Here is a 26629-nt window from a genome sequence, read left to right on the forward strand (position 1 = left end):
CAAATTAGGTGTGGAATGAGCTTGAATTTTTTGGATTTCGAAAAACCAATCGCTGATCTTGAAGCAAAGATTGAAGGATTGCGTTTGGTTAATCAAGGCGGTGAATTCGATATTAGTATCGAGGAAGAAATCACAAAACTGCGTGAAAAAAGCGCGGAAATGAGCAAAAAAATATTCGCAGACTTAGGGGCATGGCAAGTATCGCAACTTGCGCGTCACCCAATGCGCCCGTATACCTTGGATTATATCCCCCGTATTTTTAGCGAATTTGATGAGTTGGCAGGTGACCGCGCTTTCGCCGATGACAAAGCAATCATCGGTGGCTTAGCCATGTTAGATGAGCAGCCTATTATGGTCATTGGACACCAAAAAGGCCGCGATACCAAAGAGAAAATCAAACGTAACTTTGGTATGCCTAAGCCTGAAGGTTATCGTAAAGCGTTGCGTTTAATGGAAATGGCTGAGCGTTTTAATTTGCCTATCATTACCTTTATCGACACCCCTGGTGCTTACCCTGGTGTGGGCGCTGAAGAGCGTGGTCAAAGTGAAGCCATTGCCCGCAATTTAAAAGTGATGGCCGGACTCAAAGTGCCCATTATCTGTACTGTGATAGGTGAAGGTGGCTCGGGTGGCGCATTGGCAATTGGTGTTGGCGATCGTGTTAATATGTTGCAATACAGTACCTATTCCGTTATTTCACCGGAAGGTTGTGCGTCAATCCTCTGGAAAAGTGCTGACAAAGCCCCTTTAGCCGCAGAAGCGATGGGCGTAGCTGCTGGACAAATTAAAGAGTTAGGCTTGATCAACAGCATAGTGGAGGAGCCTTTAGGTGGCGCGCATCGTGATCATGACGTTGCAGCGGCGAATCTGAAAGCGACCATTAAACAGCAACTCGCTCAACTAAAAAGCTTGTCTGTTGAAGAGTTACTCGATCAACGGTACGAGCGACTCATGTCGTTTGGTTACTGTTAAAAAATTGATTAGCTGCCTGTGTAAGCAGGCTGTTTATGTTCAGCGCTTTTACAAACATGTACTCGCGCTGACGTTGTTAGCAACCCATTGGCAGATATGTCTTTATTCGACCATTTAGCAGCGCAAGTATCTGCACTGAAACGCTCCCACCCATCTCCTCTACACCTTGTTGTTGCTTACAGTGCTGGCATTGACTCTCATGTGCTGTTACATGCTTTGTGGCAGTTAAAACAAGCTGACATTTCATCGTTTCAATTAAGTGCTCTCTATATTCATCACGGGTTGAGTGATAATGCCGATAAATGGCAGCAGCACTGTGCCACTGTGTGCAGTGAACTTGAAGTCGAGTTTCATAGCGCCAAGGTATTTGTTGATGTAGCGAGCGGGAACGGGATTGAGGCACAAGCAAGAGATGCGCGTTATGCCAAATTAGTCGAAGTAGCGCCGCCAGGCAGTGTTGTAGCGTTAGCACAGCATCAAAACGACCAGTTAGAAACCGTATTACTGCAACTAAAACGTGGTGCTGGCCCAAAAGGCTTAAGTGGTATGGGGCGTCTTTTTTCTCGCGCTAAACCTTCGACACCTCAAGAGCAAGTACATTTTTTTAGACCTTTGCTAGAAATAAGCCAAGCGCAGATTCATCGTTATGCTGATGAACACGCGCTGGTGTGGCAAGAAGATGAGTCGAATCAAAACGTCGACTTTGAGCGTAATTTTATTCGCCGAGATATTAATCCGCTTTTACATCAGCGTTGGCCACACTTTGCTCAGTCGGTTTCCCGCAGCGCTCAGTTATGCGCACAGCAGCAAGCGTTATTAGATGAAGTAACACAAGAAAAACTACTCTCGCTGCGAAACCCAAACAACACCTTGTCTGTTGAGCTTCTCTTGGCGTTGACTGAGCCATGGCGTTTGCAAGTGGTGCGCATGTGGCTAGATACCCAGAATATTCTCAGTCCAAGCCAAGCAATACTGGCACAGTTAAGCAGGGAGCTGTTGTTAGCCGCGCAAGATGCTAGCCCAGTGATACAGTGGCAAAAATGGCAATTCAGGCGTTTTGAAAATGCGCTTTATGTGATAACCATTCCTGAGCAGATAAGTCCATATGAAACGGTTATACAGCCATATGAAGTAAAAAAATTACCCTTATCCTTAGGGGAATTAGAGCTAAAACGTGGGCAATTAACCGAAGTAAGCGATGACAGCCTCAACATAGATAATCTTGATGTTGCCCCAGTAAGCGTGGTCTTTGGTGGTTTTTCTCAGCGCTTTACACCGCAAGATGCACCCCAATCTAAGCCGTTGAAGCAATGGTTCAAAGAGTGGAAGATACCTCCTTGGGAGCGCACAAACATTGCGATCATCAGGCACGGCGAGCAGATCATTGGCTTGCTGATCCATGGTCGATTTGTTGCTGGAAAATCGATTCAGCACAAAGCCGTATCGCAAAACAAACTTGATTCATCAGGCACCCTAACATACCAAAAGTAGGGTGGGTAACAGCAAGTCCGCTGCGTTGAATTCAGCCTATCTATTTGTTCGTATCTTTAATTCATAACAATTGGATACACAATTGACATGTTGAGTCATGGAAGTGTCACAATGCACGGGTAGCCTGCAAACATTAACTTACTAACGCCTTCTTATTGATTGAAAAAACTCAAACGCTACCAATACGAGCGCTATGCAGTGTTGTGCAAGCTGGCTTATCCAAAAACCTTTGATCATGTGGCGTTAGGATTCGCTGAGCACGGTCACGTCGCCATCAAAAACAGGCAGGGGCATGTATTGGCGCGTATTTTGTGGCAAGACAAAAAGAAAGAAGTCATAGTTGTCTTTCGCGGCTCTCAAGTACTGAGCGACTGGCTGACAAATTTGTGTTGCTTCCCTAAGCGCAAGCGTTTCAACAAGACCGTTTATTACATTCATTACGGTTACGATAAGTTGCTCAATCAAAAAGTAGCAGGAGCGGTGCCTGAAGAAGAGGCATTGAGTATTTATCAGCAGATTGAAAAAGTACTGACCCCTTTAATCGCGAGCGGCAAGCGGATCAGTTTAACAGGCCATTCATCCGGCGGGGCGATGGCTATTTTAACCGCAGATTGGCTTGAGCGGCGTTTTGACTCCCCCGTGCGCAGAGTCGTGACGTTCGGACAGCCATCTACGGGATTCAGAAGCTTTAATAAGCATTATATGTTGCACCGCCGTACTTATCGCATTTGCTGCGATTTGGACATAATTACGTTTTTACCGCCTTTGCCGGGCATCTTTCAACATGTGGGGCGTAATCTTTGGCTGCATAATGAGCGAATATACGAAAACATTCGGCCGTCAGTGCGGCTATACAAAACACTTACCAGCTGGCTTATCTCACCTATTTCTTATCATTACATGCATAAGTACATACGCAACAAAGACTTTTTTGATAAGCACTGAGTATCATGAGGGGGGGGAACGTATTAACTTGTCTTAGATGTAATCCTAAAAGGGGTTGATACGTGAAGATAGCGGCTTTCTCTAGCCATCACTTTTCAATCGACAGCTTAGCTTTAGTAATCCCTTGCTTAAAGGCTCAATATTTATTGTTAAAGCCGTGACGGACTATTATCGACGAGAAAAATTACTATCGGCGCGGCGCATCACTATTGTCGTGACAGGTGCTGATTGATAGCGTCAATATATTGCGCTTGTTTAAGCTTTTGCTGGGCAGAGAGCTCAGCTGTTTTCAACAACGATTTGCAGTGTTTTAAACCGCTTTTCTGTTCTTCATTTAACCCCTCATCTTGGGCTATTCTCGCTAATACCTTCAGTAAACTCAGACCAATGTTCGGGTTTTTGGGGGCGAGTTGCATCGCTTGGGTTAAGAGCTTATAAGCAGGCGCAAAGCGTTTATGTTTATAATGAATAGACGCCATCTCAGCGAGCTCTTTAGGGGTGTGATGAATTTCGCTACGCTCATTACGCTCTTGATCAATATATTCAGACATGACTTGATTGGCAAATTCATTACCACGAATTTGTTCTTTCATTCTATCTAGGATCGCCAAGGACTGCTCTCGTTGGCCGACTTCGTGAAACGCCTTTACCTTGTCTAAGTTATCTTCAACCGAGTGCCAGCTATTGACTTCGCCTTGAGTTTGCATCAACTCTTCCGCTTGTTTTTTGTTGTCTCCCAAGCTCAGCAAACGAGCTTGTAAAACCGTTAATTGGCTTTTGAAGTCATTAACGTGAGTAAAATCTTGCTGAAATTTACTTACTTTTCGTTCCATGTCAGCTAATAACTTTTGCGCTTGCGTGTTAGAAGCCGTACTGGCTAAATCAATACCTGAACGGATGACATTGAGCTGAAGATCAGGCGTGTCATGGATAGAGTTTTTAGCGTATTTCGCCATGTTCTGAGTGGCAGTGTATTGGCCAAAGGGATCATGGTTTAAACGAGCCAAATCCCACGCTTTACGGTGACGCTGTATATTGCGTGGTGCCAGTTTGCTCGCTTCTTTAATAAGCTCGTAGCCTTTCTCGTAATTCTCTTTTTCTATGTAGTACTCGGTGAGTGTGTCATAGGTGGCGAAGCGCGCGTCGTCTCGGTCTAACAACTCATCTGCAAGGGTCATTGCTTGGTCTATTTTGTCCTGCTTGAGTAGGGACCTTAATAGCCCTACTACAATCCAGCCATAATCATATTGCGTGAGCAATTGCCGATAAAAAGCCTCTGCATCAGCATATTCTTGCAAATTGAATAAACAACGACCGATCAAGCGATTAATCTGTGGATAGTACTGCACTAAAGATGCGTCTTGGAGCTGACGCTGGGCAAGGTATATGGCGCTTGGGTATTCTTCTTGATCGAAGCAATAATTCAAACGATACAGCTGACTTTTGACTTTCAGAATATAATTGATGCGTTGTGCCACTCGGGACTTGTCCAACGGCTTAACCCAAAAATCATCTGGTTGCAGTTCTATCACGCAATTAACGAGTTCGGCAGATGTGTCAGCGCTGAGAAAGACAACGCTGGTGGTCTTAGCGATATACCCTTTAAAGCGCATTTCTTCGAGTAGGTTAAACCCATCTTTATCACTGCGCACATCAAACGCCACGAGAATAATATCAAAAGAGATGTGTTCGCAGAGCCGCAGAGCATAAAAAGCATTTTGAGCACAACGAACGTTTTCGATGCCCATTTCTAGAAAAGCAGATTTTATCGTATCTTGTACAAGTGATTGCCCATCAATGACCAAGACATTCAGTTCTTTGACAGGTGGCTGCGGGGGGATCTTAATCAAACTACATCCATTTTATGATGCTCATTTCTATCTCGTTGTTATATGCCCAACGTTATAATGAACGATGAATAAGCTCAATCATTTTTTGGGTATGGATAACTATTCAGAAAGTGAAGTGGCGCTTGTGTTTTGCAGCGCGTTTAATAACACCAACGTTTGATATAGCTAAAAAAGAGTTACTTTTTATTGCGGTACATGGCGGCATCTGCGCGCATAAAAAGGCTATGCTGTGTGTCGTCGTCTTGATAAATGGCACTACCAATACTGCAACTAATGTAGTGCTGAGCAAGCAGGCTATTTTCTTTAAAGGCCAGCTGAATACGTTGGGTTATTTGCTGGCAGGAATCTATGCATGTGTCGGTTAACAAGCAACAAAACTCGTCGCCACCGAAACGAAAGGCAAAGTCGGTTTCTCGCAAGCAAGCTGAGATTGTTTGGGCACAGGTGATGAGTATTTTGTCTCCTTGTGTGTGACCAAATTGATCATTCACTTGTTTAAATTTATCAAGATCAATAACCAGTAAAGCGAACTGACAAGGTTGGCGTTTCGCCTGACTGAATAAACGGTGCATGGTGTCATCAAAATTGCTGCGATTTCCCAGTGCCGTCAGGTTATCTCGGGTGGCAACCAGTTTGATGCGCTCGTACTCTAAACCGTTCTTTAGCGGGTTCTTAAACAGCATGTGCAGTTGTTGTAGTATTTGCCACTCACGCACGGCCAAAGTGCGAGACAGTGAATAGTGGATCATGGCGATTTCTTTATCCCCCTGACGCACGGCTAAGCACTTATTATACGGTTTATTGGTGAGTGCACCGTGGGTGATATCACTGTGATTCCACTGGATTTTTAATCCGCACAGAGGTAACGTATTTTGCAGTTGTTCGAAAAACAACTCGCTAAGAACAGCTAAATCAATTGTGGTTAACCACTTTTGAAAGAACGCACTGAGCTCATGTTGATTTAAAACCGGCGCGTAATGGCTCGGATTAAACACATTTTCACCTACATGCTGTTCATAAAGTTGATTGAGTTGTTCCACTATTGACTCCTGCCAAAATATTGGCGCTTCCGCTAAAAATAGCGCACCGATTACGATAACGATGGATACATAGCAGTATTCATGCCTAAAAATGGAATTGATCTAGCTAAGAGGTGGTAACCCTTGTAATGCATGGGATTTTTGCAAATATTTTACTCTTGATGGCGGTGGCGGTTGCCAGTGTCTGGTTGTTTAAACGCATAAACTTGCCGCCTATTTTGGCGTACCTCTTTTGCGGGATCCTCGCAGGCCCTGATTTACTTGCTTTATTTGAACACCCTGAAGATATGCAAACATTTGCCGAGCTCGGGGTGGTGTTTTTGCTGTTCTCTCTTGGTTTGGAATTCTCACTACCAAAAATGATCGCCATGCGCCAAATGGTGTTTGGGGTGGGCTTAGGTCAAATGCTTCTGACTACTCTTGCGTTTATGGGGATTAGTATGCTTTTAGGCGTAGAGCTACCAGCTGCCATCATAGTCGGGAGTATCGTCGCGTTATCGTCTACAGCCATCGTTATTAAGCAAACAAATGACATGGGGATCCTAAATACATCTCGCGCCCAAATGGCGGTCAGTATTCTACTTTTTCAAGATTTGGCCGTTGTGCCTTTACTTATCGTTGTGCCTCTTCTGGCAATGGACGGCGGGCAAAGCTTAAGTATGGCGATTGCGCTTTCTATCGTGAAGGGCATAGTGGTGGTTTTCATTCTTATGTCCGTAGGTAAATGGATCCTACCGAGAGTCTTTACCGAAGTCGCGCAAACTCGCACGGATGAGTTGTTCGTATTAACCACCATTTTGGTGGCGTTAATGGCAGCAGGTCTAACGTATTCTTTTGGGTTGTCGATGGCCCTAGGCGCATTTTTAGCCGGTATGATGTTAGGCGAGAGCCAATATAAATATCAGTTAGAAGCGGATATTCGCCCGTTTCGCGATATTTTGATGGGGCTGTTCTTCATCACAATTGGCATGCGCCTAAACCTGACTGATTTACTGGCTCAATGGCATTGGGCGCTATTGGGGCTGGCCGGTATGTTGTTGATTAAGGTCTTCATTATTCGTCTGGCTGGCGGATTATTCAGTGTACCCAAAGAAGACGCTTGGGCTGCTGGTTTTAAGTTATGCCAGATGGGGGAGTTCAGTTTCGTCATCGCCGCTTTGGCGGTTGATCACAATATTTTATCAACTCAAGTGGGTTCTTTGATCCTCAGTATTGGGATTTTAAGCATGGCAATGACCCCTTGGTTAGTGACCCGTAGTTCCGATTTTGCAAAGCGTATGGTGAATGCGCCCCCAGTTGAATTTGAAGCAATCGATTCGGTTGCGGCAAAGCATGAACTGATGCATGACCATGTGATTATCATGGGGTTTGGTCGAGTCGGTCAGTCAGTGAGTCGGTTACTTAAAAGCGAGGCGATCCCTTATTTAGTGGTTGACGCTGATCCCGTGCGAGTGCAAGAGAGCCAAAGTGCTGGACAGCCTGTCTACTTTGGAGATGTTCGGCAAAACGACATCTTAAAGGCGGTGGGTATAGAGCGTGCTAAGTTAGTATTGATCACATTTGATGAGCACAACAAAGCCATGGCGGTTATTCAGCTTATATCTAGTTTATATCCTGATTTACCGATAGTGGTGCGTACTCGTAAAGACTATCGTATGAATGAGCTATACAAGGCAGGAGCGAGCCAGGTAGTACCTGAAATTCTCGAAGGGAGCTTAATGTTGGTTTCCCAAGTCTTGCATTTATCGGGTATCCCTATGTCGCGTATATTGAAGCGCGTGCGTAAAGAGCGAAAGGGACAATATGGCAACATGCACGGTTTCTTTCCTGGTGAAACCACCGAATTGAGTTACGAAAAGCAAGATAAGCTAGAGTTTTTACATGCGGTGATCGTTGCGCCTAACGCCTATGCGGCGGGTAGAGCATTGGTTGATCTCAATGTAAATCGTTCCGGAGTCAAAATTAAAGGCCTACGCAGGGACAATATTGAAATGGAAAGTCCACCGATGAATATGGTGCTAAGAGCGGGCGATGTGCTGGTGATCAGTGGAAAGCCTAGGCGAGTCGAACGCGCTGAGCGTTATTTACTGGAAGGCGATTGATGGCTGCCTTGTTATATAATCGTTGGGAATCAACTTGTTTTCAAGTGCGGTTCCCGTTTTGCTCATTACCGCTTTATAGTGATTTTTACCTTTTATTGAAGAAGTATTATGTCCCATTCTCATACTATTACCGCTAGTTCTATCGCTGTTATATCTGACATTTTTATCATCCAAGGGCAAACCGTTACTCAGGGCCAACCTTTGTTGACTCTACAGGTCATGGGAACGGTGTTGCCTGTGGTGGCTACGCACTCAGGCGTTATCAAACGACTGCACGTCAACATAGAGGATGAAGTGGTGACTAAGCAGATATTGTTAGAGATAGAGGATGAGCCCAACATGGTGTCCTCAGAAGCACAGGCAAGTGCTATGTCTAGCACGCGCAAGGCCCTGCATGCTTTCGAAGCCCGCCAAACCATGACATCGGACGAAGCTCGAGATCAGCACATTGCCAAGCGACGAGCACTGGGTTTTAGAAGTGCCCGGCAAAATATTGAAGATCTGTGCGAAGGTGCTCACTTTATGGAGTACGGCCAGTTTGCGGTAGCGGCGCAGCGTCAGCGACGAGACTACCAAGAATTGAAAACTGCCACCGCTGCTGATGGCATCATCACAGGTGTAGGGGAGGTCAATCGTCAAACGTTGTCATTAGTGAAAGCGACAGCAGGTTATAAAACGGCCCTCATCGTTAATGACTACAGCGTGCTGGCAGGCACCCAAGGGTTCTTTCACCATCAAAAGCTAGACCGTATTTTGGCTGTGGCGCAAGAGCAGACTCTGCCTATCATTATGTTTACCGAGGGCGGTGGCGGGCGGCCCGGCGATACTGATATCACCATAGTTAATTCGGGGCTCCAGTGCGCATCATTTTCAAGCTGGGCTGCTTTAAGTGGTGTCGTGCCGCGTATTAGCGTTGCCAACGGTTATTGCTTTGCCGGCAATGCGGCATTATTCGGTGCGGCTGATATTCGAATCGCAACCAAAAAGTCATGGATAGGAATGGCTGGCCCAGCCATGATCGAAGGTGGTGGCCTAGGCGTGGTCAATGCAAAAGAAATTGGCCCTATAGAAACGCAAGCTAAAAATGGTGTGGTGGACATAGTCGCAGAGGATGAAGCTGACGCCGCCTATCTAGCAAAACGCTGTTTGGGGTATTTTCAAGGCCCAATCACATACTCAGAGAAAGAGCAGGCTGATAAAGACGCGCAGCAAGCCAGTTTACGAGACGTACTGCCCGATGACCGACGCTTTGTGTACGATATGCGAAAAGCTATCAATATACTGGCTGATAACGACAGCTTTACTGAGTTGCAGCGTCAATTCGGGGGAGCGATTATCACAGGATTTATACGACTCAAGGGACGGCCCGTAGGTATATTGGCGAGTGACTGCAAGGTGCTCGGGGGAGCGATAGACGTAGAAGCTGGAGAGAAAGCGGCTGAATTTATGCAATTTTGTAATGAGTTCTCAATCCCGTTGCTGAGTTTATGTGATACCCCAGGTTTTATGGTGGGGCCAGAACATGAACAGCGCGGGGCCGTGCGCAGATTAGCCAAGTTGTTTACCTCCGGCGCTAAGCTCACTGTGCCGTTAGTGGCTGTGGCAATACGCAAGTGTTACGGCCTAGGCGCTCAAGCGTTATTGGGAGGTAGCACCATGAAACCTCACTATATGTTGTCATGGCCTACTGGCGAATTTGGCGGAATGGGCCTAGAAGGGGCCGTTAAATTGGGCTTCAGTAAAGAGCTCGCGGCGCAAGAAGACCCTATCGCACGCCAAGCGTTATTTGAAAAACTCGTTGCTAAGCAGTATGCAAATGGCCAAGCTACAGAAGTGGCCAGTGTGCTTGAGATTGATGCGGTAATTGACCCAGCTGATACACGAGCAGTAATCCTGCAAACACTCTTTTGAAAATAGTAAAGCGCAGAAATGGTTAAGTTTTACCCGTTATAAAGCGACAAACTTAGCTTACCTTAAACAATATGGCATTGGTGTTCATGGACAGCTTGCATAGCATTAAGCGACCACAAGGTAGCAAGGTTAAAATTGAAAACGTTCTAACGTATATCAATGAGCATATTGATCAACCGCTGCTTGCAACGGATTTGGCCGATGTTGCGTGTTTTTCCGTTTTTCATTTTCAACGCGCTTTTATTCTGTACACAGGATATAACGTTGCCGAATATGTGTTGCTAACGCGGTTACGTAAAGCCATATATGAGTTGCAGTATCGTCCTTCAATGTCTGTGCTTGATATTGCGCTTAGCTGCGGGTTTAGTCATCATCAGAGCTTTACCCGTGCATTTAAGCGTCAGTTTCATCAAGCCCCGTCGGTATTTCGAAAGCAATTTGTTGAGTATGTTAGAAAGTCTCATGCCATTCCCACTCATCAAGCTATTGTGGGCGTGCCAGCCAATGTTAGCTATTTTGAAGAGCTCACCCCAACGACTCATTCATCCTGTATAAAGATGCTCACCGTGAACGAAAATAATGGTAAACACGCCAACAACAAAGAGGTAAATATACGAGGTGCTTACATGACTGACATAAGCAGTAAGAACATTCCACTACAGCAGATACAGGTTATTGATTTTCCTCGGACGGCGATCGCATTTTTAACCCATGAGGGCGACCCTGAAGGTGTCATGAAAACCGTTGCACAATTTATTCAATGGCGAAAGCAGCACGGACCTTCACCTCGCACTAGCAAGACATACAACATTTTATACAATGACCCTAGAGATGTTCCCAAGGAGGAATATCGTTTTGATGTTGCAGCTTCCATAAGGAAGGTCGTTGAACCGAATGATTATGCTGTACAGCAGGGCGTTATCGGCAGCGGGCGATGTGCCCATTTTCGACATAATGGCAGTGATAGGCTATTAAGCGAGAGTATCGATGAGTTGTATAAAACGATATCCCTAAATGAGGATTATGAGATAAGAAATGCACCTCTATTTGTGGAGCGAGTCCAAGGGTTCCCCGACGTACCTGAAAATGAGACCATCATAGATATTTATTTGCCAATTGTTTAACTCCCTAAACACTTTTGATCGTGCTTTAGCGGCAACATGCGTATGATAGCGCCAATTAAAGCTCGATGAGCACATTGAGTCCAGTGAACAAATAGGAATTCCCCATGATCAATAACGATGTGATGCGTCGTATCCGCTATATTTTCGATTTTAACGATAAACAAATGCTTGACGTTTTCGCTCAGGCTGAATACCCAGCCACCACTGCGCAATTACACAGCTGGTTGCGAAAAGAAGAAGAGCCTGAATTTGTTCGCATTACAGATTTACAGTTCGCACTATTTTTAAACGGTTTGATTAACTTAAAACGGGGTAAACGCGAGGGTGCACCTGCGCCGGTAGAGCGTGTGCTAACGAATAATATTATTTTAATGAAACTGAAAATTGCGCTTAATCTGCAAGCTGAAGATATTCTGGCCATTATGGACAAGAGTGACTTTCGTCTGTCTAAGCATGAGTTGAGTGCCTTGTTCCGTAAGCCCGGTAACCGCCATTACCGCGAATGCCAAGACCAGTTCTTGCGCAATTTTCTTAAAGGGTTACAGCTAAAATTACGCGGTGAAGCCCAGAAAGATTAACCCGAAACTCAACTTAGCGACACAGGTTTACCCAAATCCTAAACGCGCTATATTGTCAGAAAATGACGGATTTCCTCCGCTCTTGCTAGGCCATCTTTAAAGCCTAGCGCGATTAACTCTTTGCAGTATTCTTTTTCAAACAGAAGGTAACTGAGTATCGAGGAATCCGCATTGTTATGTAATCCCATTATTTTTAGCAGTGATTTAATGCCTGATGGCATTTGATGAAAGTGCCGTGCTGCCATGTCGTTAAACGTCACACTAGGATTAATCACTAAACAATCAATCGTCTTGAGCGCGCTCTTTTGGCGTTGCTCGGCATCTAATTGTTCCAGCGTTTGATTGATACGATGCAACCGCTCTAAATCAGAGCGCAAGGTGTCGGCAAAAATAGTATCGAGTAAATGCCCAGCAATTTCTAAGCTACTGGGATAATGAATAACGTCAGTAAAGCGCGGAGCTCGTTCGGGTTGTTCCACACCTATTACGAATATCTTCTGAGCGCCAAGATGGATAGCAGGGCTAAGAGGCGAAAGCTGGTGGACTGAGCCGTCACCAAGGAATTCCCCGTCTAGTTTAACAGGAGGGAACACTAACGGAATGGCTGATGACGCCATTAAGTGCTCGCTATGCAAAGCGGTTTTTATTCCCCGGCGTTGCTGCCTATGCCAAGGCTGTATATCTTGGTGCCCCTGAAAATAGCTAATTGAATCGTGGGTGCTATAGCTTGACGCACTGATACTGATTGCCCGTAAATATTCTCTTGCCACGTTATTATCAATGCGTTTGAAATCCAAACGGTTACGAATGAGTTTACGCAGAGGTTGGTTATTCAATAAACTACTGGCTTGCTTTTGATTTAAAGTGGACTGAAAACTGCGGAAATAACTTTGCGCTAGATGTGAATACACATCTCGTATTCCACTCCCGTATACTTGCCGAGTGGTGAAATTTTTCCACACATGTTCTAACTTGCGAATACCTAAATGATAACAAGATGCATAGCATGCGAGTCCTGTGGCATTAATTGCCCCAGCAGAACTTCCGCACACAATGGGAAAGGGGATCCCTTGGTTTCTAGGTAAATAAGTGCTGATAGACTTCAGCACGCCCAATTGATATGCGGCTCTTGCGCCGCCGCCGGATAAAAGCAACGCGTAATGATTACGTTCATGCATGGTGTATTAGGATCCTGCCTTTTCTATTACAAAGCGATGCTCATACCTTCTGCTGCAGCGAATAGCTCGAGATCAGCTTGAGCTATTTCCACTAGCTCTTGGCAGTGGGCTTCTACGGCAGCAATATTATCGTCAGTGCGTGTATGATCGTGACTGTACAGAGCTAAACGTTTAGCACGACATGCCATACTCAATTTTACCGCTTCTTCAGCCACTGAGTGACCCCATCCCGCTTTACCTGGCATATCAGCCAGCATGTACTGGGCATCATGAATGACTAAGTCTGCATCACGGGCGAATTCTACCCAATCGAGAAAGTCAGTGCTTTTCTTGTAGGGGGGATACAACTCATTGTCGGTAATGTATACCACTTTACTGCCATCGGCGGTAATACAATATGCGCTGCCTCCACCTGGATGATTAATTTTTTGACGCTGAATTTTTGCCTCACCTATATGCCATTGGCGCAGATTGTCAGGCTTTGCTTCAAGAGCAATAGCCGAAGGTAAGGTATTAAACTGAACGGGAAAGTAGCTACCACTCATTTGGCGTAAAATATTATCGTGCTCAGCTAGAGTCGTTTGTCCTGGGGTGATAAAAATATTGCGCTTAGGTTGGTATATAGGCGTAAAAAAGGGAAAGCCTTGGATGTGATCCCAGTGATTGTGAGTCAATAATAAGTGTATATCCCCTTCTTTCGCGGCGAGTTTCTGGCCTAATGTGCGAATACCTGTGCCCGCATCAATGATGATGTCATTGCCGTCGTTTAGCTCGATGTGTACGCAGGCTGTATTACCGCCATACTTAATATACTCAGCTCCTGGGGTAGGTATCGAGCCTCTAACGCCGTAAAAAGTTAATCGCATCTATATACTCAATTATTCAGTGCTACAGGCGGGCAAAACGAATGGTAGCGCAGCAAGTAGCGTGTTTCTCACGGTTGATATTGTTGAAGATTAGCACTAAACGGTGCTTTCAATAAGCCTTAATCTTATACACGGGTATGTTGAGAGTTTTTAAGCGGCGGATTGAAAAAAACGCAATAAAAAAGCGCAGTGTGAGTGCGCTTTTATTTTTCTGCATTTGTTTTGGATTTGTTCAACGTTGGGTGCGTTTAACCCCGTCGCGGAAATACGCCTTATCTTGGCGATTACAGCGTGGAAACAAATTCCGCCAACTGCGGGATATCAATCAGCTGCTTTTCACCACTACGACGGTTTTTGTATTCGACTTTTTGTTCATCAAGGTTACGCTCACCGATGACAATCGTGTGCGGTACACCTACCAACTCCATGTCGTTAAACATCACGCCTGGGCGCTCTTTACGATCGTCGAACAATACTTCGACTCCAGCGGCTTTAAGTTGGGCGTACAAGTCTTCTGCAACTTGTTGTATACGATGGGATTTGTGCATATTCATCGGTACGATCGCAACTTTAAAAGGTGCTATTGCATCAGGCCAAATAATGCCGTACTTATCGTGATTCTGCTCAATTGCCGCGGCCACGATACGGGAAACCCCAATGCCATAACAACCCATATTAAGCACTTGATGCTTGCCGTTTTCATCTAGCACACCGCAGTTCAATGCTTCTGAGTACTTGCTGCCGAGCTGGAATATGTGACCAACTTCAATACCACGTTTGATCTCAAGAGTACCTTGACCATCTGGCGATGGATCTCCGGCTTGTACATTACGAATGTCCGCTTCTTGGAACTCTTTTGCATCGCGCTCCCAGTTAGCGCCAGTGTAATGCACGTCATTTTCATTCGCGCCGCACACAAAGTCTGCTAATACCGCCGCGCTGCGATCAGCGATAACAGGTATGTTTAAACCAACCGGCCCAATAGAGCCGATTGAGCAACCGATAGTGTCTTCAATTTGCGCTTCACTGGCCATAGTAAGCGGAGCATAAACGCCGTCTATTTTCTCTGCTTTGAGCTCATTTAATTGATGATCGCCGCGCAGCACAAGTGCTACAAGTCCTTGCTGTCCCTTGTCATCCGCTTCACCCAGTACTATAAGGGTTTTAACTGATTGTTCAGCAGGTATGCTAAGTAGCGCGCTGACCTGCTCAATGGTTTTCGCATTTGGCGTGGCCACTTTGGTGAGTTCAGCACTGGGGGCCGGGCGTGAAAATTGCGGGGCTAGCGCCTCTGCTTTTTCGATGTTAGCGGCATAATCTGATGCGTTACTAAAGGCGATATCATCTTCACCTGAGTCAGCCAACACGTGGAATTCGTGGGAGGCATTACCACCAATGGAGCCGTTATCGGCAATCACTGGGCGAAATTCTAGGTTGATACGTTCAAACACACGGCAATATGCTGCGAACATGCCATCGTAGGTTTTGTTCAAGCACTCATCGCTTAAATGAAACGAGTAAGCATCTTTCATGGTGAATTCACGACCACGCATGACTCCAAAACGCGGGCGAACTTCATCGCGAAACTTCGTTTGAACTTGGTAAACGTTCAATGGCAATTGCTTATAGCTGCTTACTTCATTTTTGACTAAGGCGGTGACCACTTCTTCATGAGTTGGACCTAATACGAAGTCTCGGTAATGACGGTCTTTTATGCGTAAAAGCTCAGGGCCATATTCGTCCCAGCGACCAGACTCTTGCCACAAATCGGCAGGTTGCACGACAGGCATCAATATTTCTAACGAACCGGCACGATCCATTTCTTCGCGCACGATTTGAGCGACTTTGTTTAACACGCGCAAGCCGGTGGGTAACCATGTATAAAGTCCTGATGCTAGCTTGCGAACCAAGCCTGCACGTAGCATAAGCTGGTGGCTGATGACTTCTGCATCAGCAGGTGTTTCTTTTTGGGTCGATAATAAATATTGGCTTGTGCGCATTGGCGTGAGCTTCTCAATTAGGTATAGGTTAGAAATCGGCGGCTATTCTACCAGCCACACAGGCTGGGCTAAAGTCCCTAAACAGTAAATCTTGTTAATCTTTATGCGCTTGCGGCTCGTGATTGTGCGTGATACTCACCACATAGTTGGCCTTAGCGCTGACTCGCCAACGTATATTCAGATCATAAAGACTCATTCCATACTCTTCGTTGCTGTCTTGCTCGGCTTTATAAGCGGGGCGTGGGTCCTGCGCTAGTACTTGTTCGATCAGTGCGCTAAGCATAGGATAATTGGCTTGCCAGTAGGCCAACTGCTTGGCAGATTGGCTTTCAAAATATACCGGCATTAGGGTAGGGCGCTCGGCGGCAAAACCACCTTTCGCCTCAGGGATGCTGTCAGCCCAAGGTACGTAAGGTTTAATGTCGATGATTGGCGTGCCATCAAGCAAATCAACCCCTTTAACATGCAAGCTTAAGCGCCCGCCTTTATGCTCGACTTTATCGTATTGAACAACAGACATTCCGATAGCATTTGGCCTAAAAGTGCTGCGTGTGGCCAGCACGCCTTGTTTCTTGTTTCCGCCGAGACGAGGAGGGCGCACCATGGGGGACCAACCTTTTTCCACTGTTTGGTGAAATTGAAACAACAGCCACAAATGACTGAATTGCTCAATACCCCGTAACATGTTCGGATCGCTAAATTCCGTGTGAAATACAATTTCGCCACTGGCGGCATCAACCAGGTTCGGTTGCCTAGGAATAGCGAACTTCTGTTGGTACGGGGTGCGAATTACGCCCAATGGCCTTAGGTTGATGTGATCCTGTACCGGCAGGGATTCAACTCGATTCATAACGTGGGGTCACTTTGTTGCAAAAGTTATAAAGATTTTATCTATGGTAAGCGCCCTGAGGGCTATCTCAAACGTAAATTTTATCCTAACGCCAGCACGAGAGCTTTACTTTGAGGATTCCTGCGGTTAAAGAGCCGCAGGTGTTGAAGCCTAGAGCAATGCAGGTGGCATTTACCCTGCGCTTTGGTACCATTCAGCTCTAATTACTATTTAGGTCAAATACGTGTTTGAATTTAGCCCGCACTCTAAACAGTTGGCGTCTAGCCTCTTCCTTGAACGTTTGATTGCAGATCAAACGTTCGATCAGTTCCATTTCATCAATGATCGCATTGTTAGCACAATTGCTCACGAGCATTTCACCCCCAGCAAGCTCAGCTTAAAGGGCTTCGATTTAACCAAAGAGCACAGTAGCTTGGTTATCTTCGCTGAGGGGTTAAGCCTCGCGAAAGTCTTCGCTGTGTCCATGGCCTTTGCGGATAAGTTAAATGTGCTGTGTTACCAAGTTTTGCGAGATGTGCCTCTTTCTGGCGTCGGTATCGTGTTGCGCGTAGAGCGGCTGAGCAAAGAAGACCTAAGGCCATTATTAGAGCGTATTGCGAATGAGCATGCAGTAGAAATATGTTTATTTTCAAGTGCGCCGCGTTTGGACGAACCAGGTTTATTGCTAATGGACATGGACAGCACAGTCATCAGTATTGAATGCATCGATGAAATTGCCAAGCTTGCTGGGGTAGGAGAGGAAGTCTCCAGTGTCACTGAGCAGGCCATGCAAGGAAAACTCGATTTTGAGGAAAGCTTACGTAGCCGAGTCAGGTGCCTCAAGGACGCCAATGAAGACATATTGCAGCAAGTGCGCCGTGCCCTGCCGCTAATGCCGGGTATTTTCAACTTAGTTAGATTCTTAAAGCAGCACCAGTGGAAATTAGCGATTGCCTCCGGTGGTTTTAGTTATTTTGCGGACTATTTGGCTGACAGATTGGAGCTTGATGCTGCTGTAGCGAATGAGCTTGAAATAGTTGATGGTAGATTGACGGGGCGGGTCTCAGGGGCAGTGGTCGATGCTCAGGTCAAGGCTGCTACATTGCTAGAGCTGGCGAATGAATTCGATATCACAGATTGTCAAACCATGGCCATGGGCGACGGGGCAAATGATTTGGTCATGATGAATGCTGCAGCGCTTGGCGTGGCATTTCACGCAAAGCCGGTTGTACGTGCCCAAGCGGATATTTCTATTCGAAACGGCGGTTTAGATTCTATATTGTGGGTATTGGCGGCGGCCACACCGTGTAAAAAGTAAACGACTAGGGCTAAGCGCCAATACTGGCGCTTAGCCTAATACTATTCAGCGTTTAATAACTGTTCTATTTCTATGCTTTTTTGCGGGTGATGCAGTTGCCTTTCATAGTTATTCACAATGGCTTGCGTGTCGAATTGGTATCGGCTCATCACTAAATCCGTTATATCTAAAATATCCCCAACACCATTTATGTTCCACAGTTTTTCTTCTAGTTGTTTCGCTCTGTGAACGGCATAAACACCTACGTAGTTAATCTCTGATTGCAGGCGGTCAATATCTGGACGTCCAGTGCGCGCTAAAAATATTTTTAGCGCAATAAACTGTCCTTGCTCAAGGGCTTGCGCAATAAATTGACGACGCTGATCGTCGTTGGCGAATTGGTCTATGTAACAGCTCTTTATCGCCTCTGAAGCACTGTTTTTGCTGGGATCAAATGCCACAAATAGCTCACTCATAACGGGACGCTGATGGGGCTTAATGTGAGTCAGTGTTTGCTGCACAAAATCAATCGGGCCATTGAAGCCTTCAAACAGAGGCAGTAAGTTGAACTCACCAGGGGGTGCTTGGAAACTCAGTAAATTGGTCAATCGATTCTGGTTCGCCCAGGTCGCTGTGGCATCAGGTACAAATTTGGTTCCTTCTTTACGGATAAAAAACGCCACGTTAGGGACATTATTGGCATAGATATTACGCAAGGCTTCACCGATACCCGGAATATCTTCTTCATCTCGATATGCTTTAAGTTTATTTTTATTATTTTTAATCAACTCTTCAAAAAAAGCTTTGGTGGCGCCGCTATTCTCGTCATTTAATACGTTTAAGTGCAGCACATTTCGTTCGTTAGAAATATGACGAACTTGATAGGAAAGGTTACTCAGATCGTATTTACGTGTGACTTTTTGCAATTGCGGAAAACTCAGTTGCACTTGGCAATCGGTGGCTTTATGAAAAAACGTTTTTAACTCAAGTTTAATGCCGTGTGTGGATATATCTTCTGTGTGGCCTTCAATAATTATATCTTCCACTTTGAGCTGCACAGCGCTGCGCAGCATAAAACGCGACTCTCGGCGCTGATTTGCATATTTAAATCGAAATACTTGGATATTTTCTGGACTACGATTCCTTGGGTGACCAAACACTTTTAAACTGGGCAGCTTGGCGCGATTAAGTGGCAGTTTTTGAAAGCAGAGTGTGTTTGATTCATCTGTCACATTAGTTAGTAATGCAATATGACTTAAGTGGCGTAAACGAGACATTAAGCGTGGGGTTGGTGGTTGATTCTGACGCTTGACTGATTCGCTGATGCTATCGGCAATGGAGAGAGGCCGGTGACTTTGCTTAGGTTCAACCTCTTGTACTTGAAACTTGTATACTCGCCAACTCACTTTGCGTGACCCGTAACTTAAAAACAACTCATGTAAGCTTGGGTTTGCTAATAGCTCCTCGTGCGATGCGGAGTAAAAATACACCTTTTCATTTTTAATATGATGGAACGCGTATAGGTAGGTTTCTTGTCTTCCTTTTGGATACGTGAGGCATTGTTTAATTCTCTCATTTTTAAAAAGGTAGCCCAATTTGAGATCATTAATTTCGTTATTCCAGTAGAAAATATCTTGCCTATTGCAATCATTTGCTAATGCATAACGTGGTTTGAATACTCCGTCAGTAGAGTCAATATATACGGGGATGGAGGTGAAATTGGGGATGTAATATTGCTCATACGTTTTCTTATGTATGGCGTCAAATGTGTTGTCCATATTGACTTTATAGCGGCGCTTGTTGCCATGAATAAAGCGCTCAAGAAAGCGATCAAAACTAGGCATTAAGGTATCGAACAAGCGTTTCAGGTGTAATCGCTGGTCTTGTGCATTGCGGTCAATCGACTCAATGACATATTGCACACCTTGGCGGTTGTCCAACATGTACTCATGTTCTAACCCTCTGAACTGAACGGCTAACCGGTCACCCGCTTTAAATCTATGCTCTTTACTTATTTTAAGTTTTAAACCACTAAGGGATACGTCGACCGTTGTGGCTAACATGCTTTTGTTATTTTCAGTGAACAGTTCAACGCTCATTGAATAATTCATGCGCTCTTCACCCCGTTGGGCGAATTCGCCAAAAGGCATGATAGGGGCTGAATAGCCACGGCTAACCGGAAGGGTTGAATTGTCTGGTTGCTTTGGTTGTGAAGAAGCTTGTTGTTCTTTTTTATGCATTACGCGGTAATTGTTTTCGGTATTTAATACCGCTTCATACACGCCAACCGTGTACTCGCCAAATGAGCGCACCTGACGTTCAAAGACCTCTATCGCCGTGTCATCTAAATAGTGCCTCTGGCTCTCGTATTCATAGAGCTTACATTTTCCGTCCACATGCCCGCGTAAATCGATTAGTCGAGTACATGGACGCGCTAAACGCTTCAGTTCCATCTTGAGCAGGAAGCGCTTTTGCTTGGGCACCGAACCGGCAACCTGAGCCAGAATTTGACTAAACTCTGGCTCATGTATCATGGGCTTTAATTGTTCGATAATGTCATGATATTGTTCGAGATCTTGATTCATAATGAATACGTACTTTATTTTTTATTGTTAAAGACGAACGCCATAAAGACTTATCGGCACGCTGTGCGGTTTTCATAATGCAATATACGCAAGCTTATCTTATTATAAGCGGCTTTCTTCAAGGTTCTTCGTTTTCAAAACTAGTAAAACGTATTCAACACTGAATGCAACCCTTGTCGTTTTTATCACTGTAAACACTGTTTGTGGAGCAATATGGCCAAACGTAAAACCGCCTATGTCTGTAGTGACTGTGGCGCAGAATTTCCGCGCTGGCAAGGACAATGTAATGACTGCAATGCTTGGAATACCATCACAGAATTTGTGGTGAGCCCTGCTCGCAGCCAGCCTGAGCGCAATTTGCGCGGCTACGCCGGTCAAACTGGGGCCAAAATTGAAACCCTTAACAGCATTGATGTGGGTGAATTACCGCGCTTTACCTCAAACTTTAGTGAGCTCGATAGAGTATTAGGCGGGGGGATAGTGCCGGGCAGTGCAATTTTGATTGGCGGCTCTCCTGGAGCAGGCAAAAGTACCTTGTTGCTACAAGTCATGTGCCAACTAGCAGCTCAGCGCACCGCGCTATATGTCACGGGGGAGGAATCGCTGCAGCAAGTTGCTATGCGCGCTCAGCGCTTAAATCTACCTAGCGATAAGCTGAATATGCTGGCCGAAACCAGTGTTGAAACTATCTGTGAATTAGCATTAACCCTCAACCCCAAAATTATGGTGATTGACTCCATTCAGGTGATGCATGTGGCCGATGTGGCATCTGCACCCGGTAGCGTTTCGCAAGTAAGAGAAAGCGCCGCATATTTAACTCGCTTTGCAAAGCAGCACCATATTGCCATGCTGTTAGTGGGGCATGTTACGAAAGATGGCAGTCTGGCTGGGCCCAAAGTGCTAGAGCACTGTATTGATTGCTCCATGATGTTAGAAGGGGAAAGTGACAGCCGGTATCGCACGTTGCGTAGTCAGAAAAACCGCTTTGGTGCTGTGAACGAATTGGGTGTGTTTGGCATGACCGAGAGAGGATTAAAAGAAGTGAGTAATCCTTCTGCCATCTTTTTAAGTCGAGGAGAAGAGCAATCTCCTGGCAGTATTGTTATGGTGGTATGGGAAGGCACTCGCCCATTGCTGGTGGAAATACAAGCATTGGTGGATTATTCACAGACCGCAAACCCGCGCCGTGTCGCTGTTGGTCTTGAGCAAAACCGAATGGCGATGCTTTTAGCAGTATTGAATCGACACGGTGATGTGCAGATGAACGACCAAGACGTTTTCGCCAATGTCGTCGGCGGCGTAAAGGTCGCAGAAACCAGTGCTGATTTAGCGCTTTTACTATCCATTGTTTCGAGTTTTAGAAATAAGACCCTTGATTCACAGTTAATTGCATTTGGCGAAGTGGGACTTGCTGGTGAAATACGCCCCGTGCCTAATGGCTCAGAACGGATCAGCGAAGCAGCAAAGCATGGATTCAAGCGAGCTATCGTGCCAAAAGCCAATATGCCAAAACAAAACATTAATGGGATCGAAGTGATCGGGGTATCTCGTTTAAGTGAAGCACTTGAGGTGCTTTAATTAACTGGACGATTAACGGTAAAAATATTACCGTTAATCGTAGGGCTTAATGCAGGACGCTATATGCGCTTATCTGAATAATTGCAGCCAATACAGTAGTATAGATAGATTGGTATGGATACTGTAGACAGTAAGTGACAAAACGTATTGGCGTACTTATCTTTTTCAATTTATGGCCTAATAACATGATTAAATTTTCTTCTTTTTCGTTGTCTTTTTTCATCGCAGCGAGCGGGTTTACCCAGCTCTCATACGCACAAAGTACTCCTTCTGAATTTGCCGAATTGAGTCTGAATGAGCTGTTTGACATGAATATCGCGGACGATAGCGAAAACAGTGAAGCGAGCAGCCCTTGGACATTCGCATATAATTTTAAGTTTGCTGAATTTCGAGGCTATCTTGATGGTGACGCTAAGCGCGCAGATTCTGAGGTGTTGTGGCAAGGTGCGGGCACTCAAAGAACGGACAGTAACTTTCCTATTCTTCCTACGATCATCGACCAACAAGTGCATGTTTTTTCGATGGGATATCGCATTACCCCTGATTGGCGAGTGCACGTTTCACTGCCGTATATCACCCAGAGCACTGACCATATTAGCGTCGTGCCTGGCTATGATCATTTTACAATCGATAGTGATGGCATAGGTGATGCAGTGGTGTCTGTGAGTCGTCGCCTTATCGCGACAACGGATGATGTGTGGTGGTTTACCGCCGGTGTCAGCTTGCCTACAGGCTCAATCGATGAAAAAGGTGATACTCCACGAGATGCAGGGGACCAGCAGCTACCTTATACAATGCAGCTTGGTTCGGGTACGTATGATTTCCCTCTAGAATTTAGTTACCAAAGCATGGGCGAGCACGATTTTAGTTTGAGTATGTCAGCGATGATACGCACCGGTAAAAATGATAGGGATTATCGTCTGGGTAATAGTTACAGTCTTGCAAGTACTTATCGCTTTAACACATCAGACGACCTGAAACCCTTTGTTGGATTGTCTTACCAGTACCGCAGTGCCATTCATGGGCAAGACGATGAAATTACCCTCAGTGGTGCATTTCCCTATCCTGCGAGTATTACCAATCCAAGATTGTATGGTGGCAAAAAAATCAGTGCTGAGATCGGTGTCAGATGGAAATTCAGCGAGTCTTATGCGCTGAGTTTGGCATTTTCAAAGCCTCTCTATCAGAATTTGAATGGCCCGCAACCAAAAGAAAATTTTCAATCTGGCTTAACCTTATCCCGTTTGATGTAGTGACACTGTGTCTGACTTGATCAAAGTGAATAAAGCGAACAGGGGGGAGAGGAAAATCAGTAAATGGCTTTTTCTGTGCGCCATCTTGTTATCATATATCGTGGTTTTACACTCGGCTTTAGCACAACAAGAGGAGTTGAGTAAGGAGCGCAAACTAAAGGCCGCCTATTTACTGAATTTCACTAAATATATGAGTTGGCCCACAAACAGTGGCGCGCAAAATGATTTCAAATTGTGTCTGCAAAGTGATCGGTCATTCTTTGAATTTATGCAGGCCCTTGTGGCACGTCATAATCAGGGAAACAACAAGATGCATATCGCCATCGGTCATGTGCAGGAAGAGCCGCTATGTCATATGGCATACTTTCATTCTTCTCTTGAGCAACCCCTAGACCAAATGAGGCGGGCGGTGATTGTGCTAGAGTCCACGGACGTGAAACAAGCGAACAGCGCGATAAGGTTCTATACCCAAGAGCAAAGAGTGCGCTTTGAGTTTGATTTAGCACAATTAGCCAAAGTCGACGTGATAGTAAGCTCTGAATTACTTAAATTAGCTAGGATTGCTCGATAATGCTTTTTTCTAAGCTCAGGCGCGCATCATTTTTTCAAAAGCAATTAATGGCGATCATCGGTACAAATTTGCTGATATTGGCCATTGCCGCCTTTCTCATCTATTCCGCGTTTGTCGATGATTACCGCGACAACCTTGTTAAAACTATGGACAGCAACGCCTCTTTGCTGTCTGCGGCAAGCCGCTCAGCGTTACTTTTTCATGATGAGCAAGCAGGCCAGACGATCCTGGCGTCTTTAGCTAAGATCCCAGCCATGCGGTTTGCTCAATTACTGGACTCCGAAAAAAAGCGCTTTGCGACTTATACCCGGGACGATGCAAGTTGGGATGTTATGTTAGATGACATCAAACCTGGACACTTTTTTACAAACGATAATCTTTACCTGACCCAAGACATTACCTTAGGGGAGGACGTACTCGGCTACATTGTTTTATCAGCTGATACTCATTCGCTACAGGCTCAGCAGCGACGGTACGGGCGCATTGTACTGTGGGTATTTGCGTTGGGTTCTTTGTTAGCCTACCTCCTGAATTGGCGTATGCAAAAGCGCTTACAGTCACCGGTTAAACGCCTTATTCACTTAGTTGATTACGTCGCCAAAGAAGGGCGTTACGATCAACGTATTTTCAATCGTCGACAAGACGATATTGGGCGCTTGGTCAACGGTATTAACTCTATGCTAGATACCATTGAAGAGCACCAATCAAAGTTGAGCGAACATCATGAACATCTAGAAGGGCTAGTAGAGTTGCGCACAGAGCAATTGTACGAGCGTGCTAATTTTGATGCGTTAACACAACTACCAAATAGACACTCCCTAACAGAAAAAATTAGTCAGGCGATTGAAATAGCCCGTGAACGTAAAACCAATCTAGCCTTGATGTTTCTTGATTTAGACCGCTTTAAGGTCATAAATGATAGCTTAGGGCACTTCATGGGTGACAAACTGTTAATTGAAGTAGCCAAGAAGATCCAACATAAACTAAGCGACAGTGACGTGGTAGGTCGTTGGGGGGGAGATGAATTCGTTGTGCTAATTCAAAACCCGAAGGAACTCAGCTCAGTGGACAGTTTGGCGAAAGAGATTATCGCATCTTTGAGTCTGCCGCTTATTGTATCTGGACATCAATTACACATCTCTACCAGTATTGGCATTGCGTGTTTTCCTGATGATGGCGACGATGCATCGAGTTTACTTAAACATGCTGACACTAGCATGTATAAGGCGAAAGAATTGGGCCCTGGGCGGTTCCGCTTTTTTGACCAAGACATGTTGAATGACTCAGTGTGGCGATTAGAGCTAGAAACCCAATTGCGCCAAGCCTCCGCTCAACAGCAGTTTGCTTTGGTGTATCAGCCTAAAGTGAATGTGAACGACGAACAACTGGTTGGTTTAGAAGCTTTAATAAGATGGAATAATGGCCAAGAATATATTAATCCAGCCACTTTCTTACCCATAGCAGAAGACATAGGGTTAATGGAATCCATCAGTGTGTGGGTGTTAAAGCAGGCATGCCAGCAGAATGCAGATTGGCAGCGGGCGGGCTTTGATATTGTACCTGTTGCCGTGAACTTACCCGCATCGTTTTTGATGAGTCCCCAGTGCCTCGAGTTGATCAAAGGCGCATTGCATCAATCGGGTTTAGCGGCGCAGTATTTGGAAATAGAAATCACTGAAAATACCTTCATCGCATCTACCGAGTTAGCGGTTGATGTACTGAGTGCAATTCACGGTTTGGGGGTGAAAATCGCCATTGACGATTTTGGAACAGGCTACTCATGTATGAGTTATTTGCGCGACCTACCCATCAATACATTAAAGATAGACGGCATATTCATCAATGATTTAGTTGCGCCAGATTGTGTTCATGAGGGGAACGCTGAAGACCATCACTTACGGGATGAAGGCATAGTGCGCACTATTATCACCTTAGGCAAAAGCCTAGGGTTAAGTACGGTTGCTGAGTGTGTGGAACATGATTACCAAGTACAGATCTTAAAATCGATGGGTTGTGACATCATCCAAGGCTATTTCTATAGCAAACCTTTAAAAGTGGTCGCACTAGAAGCATATCTCAATGCGCATGGCCGGGCTGCTAAAGAATCTTAACGTTGATGTGTATTCTCACTGAGCAGGCGTCTTGATAGCGCGAACATTTGACACAGTGCCCAAAGCGTAAGGCTCTAGTATGTAGTTCAAGGCTGTGAATTCGGTGCTATTAACACGCTATGAATGCGCCATAAACAGCTTGTTAAGTTCAAAGTCGCAATGACTGCTAACGAGGGTAGCGTATCCAAATAGTATCAATTAATGAGAGCATCAGCCAGTAAGGGCGTCAGCCAATAAAAGCATCAGCCAATAGGAGCATCAGCCAATAAGAGCGTCAGCTAATAAGTGCGTCAGTCGATAAGCTTGCTCACTAAACAGTGCGCCAATTAAGAAACCTGTTACTGAACG

General features: G+C 45.3%; 19 protein-coding genes. 12 read left to right on the forward strand and 7 right to left on the reverse strand.

Annotated elements, in window-relative coordinates; genetic code table 11:
* Positions 1 to 15 precede the first annotated feature (15 nt).
* The 3 genes from accA to AC0L6N_RS04255 all read left to right on the forward strand — a co-directional run bounded on the left by accA (position 16) and on the right by AC0L6N_RS04255 (position 3408).
* On the forward strand, positions 16 to 972 hold the full coding sequence (gene accA, locus AC0L6N_RS04245; protein WP_006992121.1) for an acetyl-CoA carboxylase carboxyl transferase subunit alpha: 957 nt from the start codon (positions 16 to 18) through the stop codon (positions 970 to 972).
* Between the two features lie 96 nt (positions 973 to 1068).
* Positions 1069 to 2463, forward strand: coding sequence for a tRNA lysidine(34) synthetase TilS (tilS, locus tag AC0L6N_RS04250; RefSeq protein WP_473479142.1), 1395 nt, complete (start codon positions 1069 to 1071; stop codon positions 2461 to 2463).
* A gap of 159 nt (positions 2464 to 2622) precedes the next feature.
* A complete protein-coding gene (locus tag AC0L6N_RS04255; protein WP_473479145.1) occupies positions 2623 to 3408 on the forward strand; it encodes a lipase family protein in 786 nt (261 codons plus the stop codon).
* A 206-nt stretch (positions 3409 to 3614) separates the two neighbouring features.
* Here AC0L6N_RS04255 and AC0L6N_RS04260 read toward each other — a convergent pair whose 3' ends face one another.
* Both AC0L6N_RS04260 and AC0L6N_RS04265 read right to left on the reverse strand, forming a co-directional pair.
* The gene (locus tag AC0L6N_RS04260; RefSeq protein ID WP_081429926.1) at positions 3615 to 5258 is read right to left on the reverse strand and encodes a response regulator; all 1644 of its coding nucleotides are present in this window, start codon (positions 5256 to 5258) and stop codon (positions 3615 to 3617) included.
* A 176-nt stretch (positions 5259 to 5434) separates the two neighbouring features.
* Complete coding sequence (locus AC0L6N_RS04265; RefSeq protein WP_473479149.1) at positions 5435 to 6298, reverse strand: GGDEF domain-containing protein; 864 nt, start codon at positions 6296 to 6298, stop codon at positions 5435 to 5437.
* Positions 6299 to 6426: 128 nt separating this feature from the next.
* Here AC0L6N_RS04265 and AC0L6N_RS04270 point away from each other — a divergent pair, with 128 nt between their 5' ends.
* The 4 genes from AC0L6N_RS04270 (at position 6427) to AC0L6N_RS04285 (ending at position 12013) form a co-directional block, all read left to right on the forward strand.
* Complete coding sequence (locus AC0L6N_RS04270; RefSeq protein ID WP_473479153.1) at positions 6427 to 8400, forward strand: monovalent cation:proton antiporter family protein; 1974 nt, start codon at positions 6427 to 6429, stop codon at positions 8398 to 8400.
* 108 nt (positions 8401 to 8508) lie between these two features.
* Positions 8509 to 10311 (forward strand): carboxyl transferase domain-containing protein, encoded by a 1803-nt coding sequence (locus tag AC0L6N_RS04275; RefSeq protein WP_473479156.1) that lies wholly within the window; start codon positions 8509 to 8511, stop codon positions 10309 to 10311.
* An 86-nt stretch (positions 10312 to 10397) separates the two neighbouring features.
* The gene (locus AC0L6N_RS04280; protein ID WP_473479159.1) at positions 10398 to 11435 is read left to right on the forward strand and encodes an AraC family transcriptional regulator; all 1038 of its coding nucleotides are present in this window, start codon (positions 10398 to 10400) and stop codon (positions 11433 to 11435) included.
* Between the two features lie 104 nt (positions 11436 to 11539).
* Positions 11540 to 12013, forward strand: coding sequence for a YehS family protein (locus AC0L6N_RS04285; protein WP_011574123.1), 474 nt, complete (start codon positions 11540 to 11542; stop codon positions 12011 to 12013).
* A 47-nt stretch (positions 12014 to 12060) separates the two neighbouring features.
* Here AC0L6N_RS04285 and AC0L6N_RS04290 read toward each other — a convergent pair whose 3' ends face one another.
* The 4 genes from AC0L6N_RS04290 to tsaA form a co-directional block, all read right to left on the reverse strand.
* Positions 12061 to 13191 (reverse strand): patatin-like phospholipase family protein, encoded by a 1131-nt coding sequence (locus tag AC0L6N_RS04290; RefSeq protein WP_473479163.1) that lies wholly within the window; start codon positions 13189 to 13191, stop codon positions 12061 to 12063.
* Between the two features lie 26 nt (positions 13192 to 13217).
* Positions 13218 to 14057 carry an MBL fold metallo-hydrolase gene (locus AC0L6N_RS04295; protein ID WP_473479165.1) on the reverse strand — a complete coding sequence of 280 codons (840 nt, stop codon included), beginning with the start codon at positions 14055 to 14057 and terminating at the stop codon, positions 13218 to 13220.
* A gap of 284 nt (positions 14058 to 14341) precedes the next feature.
* Positions 14342 to 16057: a proline--tRNA ligase gene (locus AC0L6N_RS04300; RefSeq protein WP_473479168.1), complete on the reverse strand. Its 1716-nt coding sequence runs from the start codon at positions 16055 to 16057 to the stop codon at positions 14342 to 14344.
* Between the two features lie 94 nt (positions 16058 to 16151).
* Positions 16152 to 16907, reverse strand: coding sequence for a tRNA (N6-threonylcarbamoyladenosine(37)-N6)-methyltransferase TrmO (tsaA, locus tag AC0L6N_RS04305; protein ID WP_473479171.1), 756 nt, complete (start codon positions 16905 to 16907; stop codon positions 16152 to 16154).
* Positions 16908 to 17130: 223 nt separating this feature from the next.
* On the opposite strand from tsaA, the gene serB reads away from it, so the two are divergent.
* The gene (serB, locus tag AC0L6N_RS04310) at positions 17131 to 18204 is read left to right on the forward strand and encodes a phosphoserine phosphatase SerB (RefSeq protein ID WP_473479174.1); all 1074 of its coding nucleotides are present in this window, start codon (positions 17131 to 17133) and stop codon (positions 18202 to 18204) included.
* Between the two features lie 41 nt (positions 18205 to 18245).
* On the opposite strand, the gene AC0L6N_RS04315 is transcribed toward serB, so the two are convergent.
* Positions 18246 to 20768 carry a PilZ domain-containing protein gene (locus AC0L6N_RS04315; protein ID WP_473479177.1) on the reverse strand — a complete coding sequence of 841 codons (2523 nt, stop codon included), beginning with the start codon at positions 20766 to 20768 and terminating at the stop codon, positions 18246 to 18248.
* A 213-nt stretch (positions 20769 to 20981) separates the two neighbouring features.
* On the opposite strand from AC0L6N_RS04315, the gene radA reads away from it, so the two are divergent.
* The 4 genes from radA (at position 20982) to AC0L6N_RS04335 (ending at position 26281) form a co-directional block, all read left to right on the forward strand.
* On the forward strand, positions 20982 to 22346 hold the full coding sequence (gene radA, locus AC0L6N_RS04320) for a DNA repair protein RadA (protein ID WP_473479180.1): 1365 nt from the start codon (positions 20982 to 20984) through the stop codon (positions 22344 to 22346).
* Between the two features lie 185 nt (positions 22347 to 22531).
* On the forward strand, positions 22532 to 23599 hold the full coding sequence (locus tag AC0L6N_RS04325) for a transporter family protein (RefSeq protein ID WP_473479183.1): 1068 nt from the start codon (positions 22532 to 22534) through the stop codon (positions 23597 to 23599).
* 100 nt (positions 23600 to 23699) lie between these two features.
* A complete protein-coding gene (locus AC0L6N_RS04330; RefSeq protein WP_473481245.1) occupies positions 23700 to 24170 on the forward strand; it encodes a YfiR family protein in 471 nt (156 codons plus the stop codon).
* A complete protein-coding gene (locus AC0L6N_RS04335) occupies positions 24170 to 26281 on the forward strand; it encodes a putative bifunctional diguanylate cyclase/phosphodiesterase (protein ID WP_473479186.1) in 2112 nt (703 codons plus the stop codon). Before AC0L6N_RS04330 ends, AC0L6N_RS04335 begins: the two co-directional genes overlap by 1 nt.
* The last annotated feature ends 348 nt before the right edge of the window (positions 26282 to 26629 follow it).

This window comes from Paraglaciecola sp. G1-13, from assembly GCF_055809255.1.